General features: G+C 71.2%; 5 protein-coding genes. 2 read left to right on the top strand and 3 right to left on the bottom strand.

The features are described from left to right. On the bottom strand, positions 1–595 hold a 595-nt coding region (locus PLJ28_RS14940), incomplete at its 3' end, for an AMIN-like domain-containing (lipo)protein (protein ID WP_324590347.1). A gap of 198 nt (positions 596–793) precedes the next feature. Beyond that, positions 794–1,552 (bottom strand): IclR family transcriptional regulator, encoded by a 759-nt coding sequence (locus PLJ28_RS14935; protein ID WP_324590346.1) that lies wholly within the window; start codon positions 1,550–1,552, stop codon positions 794–796. Between the two features lie 195 nt (positions 1,553–1,747). Here PLJ28_RS14935 and PLJ28_RS14930 point away from each other — a divergent pair, with 195 nt between their 5' ends. Together PLJ28_RS14930 and PLJ28_RS14925 are read left to right on the top strand one after the other, a co-directional pair. Further along, positions 1,748–2,782 (top strand): ABC transporter substrate-binding protein, encoded by a 1,035-nt coding sequence (locus PLJ28_RS14930; RefSeq protein WP_324590345.1) that lies wholly within the window; start codon positions 1,748–1,750, stop codon positions 2,780–2,782. Positions 2,783–2,875: 93 nt separating this feature from the next. After that, positions 2,876–4,051 (top strand): FAD-dependent monooxygenase, encoded by a 1,176-nt coding sequence (locus PLJ28_RS14925; RefSeq protein WP_324590344.1) that lies wholly within the window; start codon positions 2,876–2,878, stop codon positions 4,049–4,051. Between the two features lie 15 nt (positions 4,052–4,066). Here PLJ28_RS14925 and PLJ28_RS14920 read toward each other — a convergent pair. After that, a partial coding sequence (locus tag PLJ28_RS14920) for a M15 family metallopeptidase (protein WP_324590343.1) occupies positions 4,067–4,617 on the bottom strand: 551 nt, incomplete at its 5' end.

The raw sequence follows: 4,617 nt of genomic DNA, 5'->3' as shown, positions 1-4,617 counted from the left end.
CGACGACCAGCCGGGAGCCGCCGTCGGGGCCCTCGAGCTGGAAGACGCGGAACGGCAGCCGGGCGCGGACGCCCAGGCCGATCGAGGTGTAGGCCTCGTCGTGGCTGCGCGGCTGCCCGTCGTACTCCCCGGTGACCGTCTCCCGGTGGTGAGAGGCGAGGACGACCTGGCGGAACGTGCGGTAACCGGAGACGTCGCGCAGTTCCCGGGTGTTGCCCGGCCTCCAGGTGAGCGTTCCGGCGCCGGTGGTGGAGGGGTTGGTGAGGAACACCTGCAGGTCGGCGGCGCCCCGCAGGGACAGGGTCCGGCCGTCGCCGTCCCGGACGGGGCCGTACCGCACGTGGTGCCAGATCGCCGGCCCGCGCACGTCCACCACGAGACGGTCGTAGCACGCGTGCCGTCCGGTGCGCACGCCCTTGACGGTGTGCGGGGAGAACCAGGCCTCACCGGACACGGTGGCGGTGGCCTGGGGCTGCGAACCCCACGTGATCCCGCAATAGGCGGCCTCGCTCGGTGGCGGTGCGCTCACGCTGGTCCCGGCGAGCGCCCCCAGGGCCAGGGCGGCCGAGGCGAGGGCCACGAGCGCTTTCTTCATGACGGTGCTCTATCTCCGCAGGCTCCGGGGGGATCCGGCGCCAGGTAGCAGAAGTGTGCCCGGGGACCGAAGGATACGGACAGCGCGGAGCGGTGCCTGTTCGGTTGCGGTTCGGTGCCGCATCCCGCCGGCCGCACGGCCTCAGGACACGGTTCGATGACAGTGGGAAGCAGCCCTGGCGTCAGGCGAGACGGGACGTCACCGGGAGGCGGACGGGGCCAGTCGCCTCTCCATCTGGTCCACGAACGGGCGCAGCCGACGGGCCAGGGAGCGGGCATCCTCCGCACGGTTGAGTCGCAGGTACGGCACGGTCACCGTCAGGGCGGCGACGGCCGTGCCGGAACCATCGCGCACGGCCATGGCGAGCGCGGCCACTCCGGGCTGGGCCTCACCCACCTGGATGGCCCAGCCCCGGTTTCGCACCTTCGCGATCTCCGCCACCAACTGGTCCCAGTCCTGGATGGTCCCGGGCTGGACGGTCTCCAGGGCGGCGTCCCGGTAGCGGGCGGCCAGGTCCTCGTCGGAGAGGCCGGCCAGCAGGGCCCGTCCCGCCGCGGTGGCGTGGGCCGGCGTCACCGCCCGGATGGGCCGGGCGATCCGGACCAGGTGGCCGCCCTCCTCGGTCAGCAGGAAGCGGATGTTCCTGCCCTCCAGCGTGGCCAGGCTGGTCGTCTCGAGGAGTCCTTCTGTCGCCTGCCTCAGGGTTCCGCCGAGGAGATCCCGGAGCGTGGATCCGCGGGCGACGTCCACCGAGACCTGGCGGAGGGCGGGACCCACCAGGTAGGGACCGCTCCGCGCGTCCTGGCGCAGGAACCCGGCGTCCGCGCAGGTGCGCAGAAGGCGATGCGCCATGGAGGGACTGACCTGGAGGACTCCGGCCACCTCGGTGACCGTCATCTCCCCGCGAGACCCGATCAACGCGAGGAGGTGCAGCGCGCGGTCAACGGTCTGCAGCATCAGCCCTCGGATTCCTCATATCGGAAAGAGTGCCAGTCACTGCCGCACCATTCAAGGCATCGACTCACCCGGGGGTGGTTGAGGTCCTCATGGTTTTTCCTCCCAGGGGAATGCACCCCGTTTTCCGTTGTGGGAACACCGCGCGTGACCTTTACTTCTGGAACCACGGCTCTCACCCCGGATCAAGGACACACCATGACCTCTCAGAACCCACGCATCCCCCGCCGGCTTCGCTGGGGTGTGGCGGCCACACTCACGGCTGCGACCCTCGTGCTCAGCGGTTGCGGCTCAGGATCACCGTCCGCGGCCGACGGGACGGCGTCGGGCTCTGCCCCGGGACCGGACCCGGCCGGCTCCGGTGAACTGACCGAGATCTCCGTGGGCACCATCGCCATCGCCTCCTCCACGGAACTGCGTTACGGGGTAGCGGAGGGCATCTTCCAGGACCACGGACTGGACGTGGAACTCGTCGAGGGCCAGGGCGGGGCGGCCCTGCTGCCCGCGGTCCAGACCCGGGCGACGGAGTTCGCCGTCGGCAACCCCATGTCCGTCCTGACCGCGGCGGACCAGGGCCTGCCCATGAAGATCGTCTCGGGATACTCCTGGTCCTCACCCGGGGGCGAGGACATCAATGCCGTGATCGCCCGCAAGGACTCCGGCATCACGGACTTCGTCGACCTCCAGGACCAAACCGTCTCCGTCAACGCCGTCCATACGCTGGGGGACCTGTCGATCATGGAGGCCACCGAGAGGGCCGGGGGAGACCCGGCCCGGATCAAGTTCAACGAGATGCCGTTCCCGGACATGCTCGCCCAGCTGGAACAGGGCAACGTGGATGCGGTGTGGTTGCCGGAACCGTTCCTGAGCCGGGCCCTGGCCGATCCGGAGAACGTCGTGGTGGGGTATCCGAACCAGGAGGTCATGGACGGCATGCCCCTGACGATCGCCTTCACGAGTGAGGGATTCGCCGAGGAACAGCCGCAGGTCGTCGACGCCTTCCGGGATGCCCTCAACGAATCGGCCGAGCGGGCCGCACAGGACGAGGACGGCGTGCGGGCCATGCTGCCCGAATTCCTGAAGATGGACGAGGCGACCGCCCAGACGATCAAGCTGGAACCGGCCCACACGGACCTGCCGGTCGAGAAGATGCAGACCATCTACGACCTCATGCTCAAGTACGGCATGGCCGACAACCCGCTCGACGTCGAGTCCCTGTATGTGCAGCAGTAACCCGCCGGCCGGTCCGTCAGGCCCTCACCCCGAGGGGCGGACCGGGGCCGGACGGCTGACCATAACCGCGTGCGCACTGTTGGAGGAAGAAGAATGAAGGTTGCTGTCATCGGAGCCGGAATCGGGGGGCTCACCGCGGCCGCGGCCCTGCGCCGGCGGGGCGTCGACGCGGAGGTGTTCGAGCAGGCCCGCGCGCTCGGGGAGGTCGGTGCGGGGATCTCCCTGGCGGACAACGGCTGGCGCCTGCTGCAACGGCTGGGTCTGCTCGACCAGATCGAGCGCGTCAGCTCACACCTCGACCAGGGGTATTTCCAGTTGCGCACGGACGGCTCCCTGATCTCCACGCTGCGCACGCCGGGCGCCTCATGGGACCGCCGGGTCTTCGGGATACACCGGGCCGACCTCATCGACGTCCTCACGTCCGCGCTCCCGGCCGCGGCGATCCACACGGGACACCGGCTGGTCGATCTCACCGAGGACATCCAGGGCGTGCGCCTGCGCTTCGAGAACGGCGAGACGGTCCACGCCGACGCGGTCATCGGTGCCGACGGCATCCACTCCGTCGTCCGCCGCGCCGTCGTCGGCGAGGTGGCCCAGCCCCGGTCCTCGGGCACGGCCGCGTACCGGGCACTGGTTCCCGTCACGGACCCGGGCGACTGGGACTGGGGGACCTCGAAGATGTGGATCGGGCCGGGACGGCACTTCCTCGTGTATCCCATCCGGGCCGACCGGTTGATCAACGTCGTGGCCGTGGTCCCCGCCCTGGGCGGCGAGCGGGACTCCTGGACGGCGCCGGGTGATCCGCGGCAACTGGCCGCGGAGTTCGCGGGGTGGGACCCCGTGGTCACCGGACTGATCGAGCGGGTCACGGACACGTTCCAGTGGGGACTGTTCGATCGCCCCCCGCTGACGACCTGGGCCTCCGGACGACTGGCCCTGCTCGGCGACGCGGCGCACGCGATGCTCCCGCACCTCGGTCAGGGAGGCAACCAGACCATCGAGGACGCCTTCGCCCTGGCCGCCGTCCTCGAGGACACCGCGACGGCGGACATCCCCGCAGCGCTGAGGCGCTATGAGGGGTTGCGCCTCGAGCGGGCGAACGCCGTCCAGAGAGCCTCCCGGGATGCCGGCGAGCTCTACGACTCGGTGGCGCAGGAGAATTACGACCAGCGGGATGAACGCATCCGCCGGATGGCGCCGTTCTACCAGTGGCTCAGTGGCCATGACGCGGACTCGCTGGAGGCGCCGCCCCTGGCACCGTCGCGCTGACCCGGGCGGGAGTTCCTAGTAACCGGGCGCCGGGGCGAAGCCCCAGGCGGTCTCCAGCACCCCGCCGGAGCGCACGACGTCGGCCGCGGCCGGGGTGCCCACGTACCGCAGGTGCCAGGGCTCGGGGGAGTACCCCGTGACGTCCTCGGCGCCGGCGGGGTAGCGGACGATCCAGCCGTGCGCGGCGGCGTGCCGGGCGACCCAGGCGCCCTCCGGGGTGTCGCCGAAGCACTGCTCGAGGGTGCAGGCGGCGTCCGCGGCGCCGACGTCCATCGCCAGCCCGGTCTGGTGTTCGGAGTGCCCGGGGCGGGCCGAGATCCGGTCGGCGCCCGCCCGGCCGTGCTGCTGCACCCAGCCGGCGTAGGTGCCCTGCTGGTAGGAGTACGAGCGGTACGCGCTGACGAGGGACAGGTCCACGCCGTCGGCGGCGGCCGCGGCGAACAGCGCCTCGGCGGCGGTGGCGGCCTCGGCGCGCAGGGTGAGCCCGACACGGGTGGACCGGACGTCGGGCACGGTCAGGTCGGCCGGGGCCCAGTCGGCGGGCTGCAGCGGGTTGCGCTTGTTGA

This window comes from Citricoccus sp. (assembly GCF_035445025.1).
Taxonomy (GTDB): Bacteria; Actinomycetota; Actinomycetes; order Actinomycetales; family Micrococcaceae; genus Citricoccus.
This window is presented reverse-complemented; position numbering and strand designations above follow the sequence as displayed.

Coding starts and splice junctions, on each gene's coding strand:
- PLJ28_RS14935 (WP_324590346.1), bottom strand. CDS start 1,552: ATGCTGCAGACCGTTGACCGCGCGCTGCACCTCCTCGCGTTGATCGGG.
- PLJ28_RS14930 (WP_324590345.1), top strand. CDS start 1,748: ATGACCTCTCAGAACCCACGCATCCCCCGCCGGCTTCGCTGGGGTGTG.
- PLJ28_RS14925 (WP_324590344.1), top strand. CDS start 2,876: ATGAAGGTTGCTGTCATCGGAGCCGGAATCGGGGGGCTCACCGCGGCC.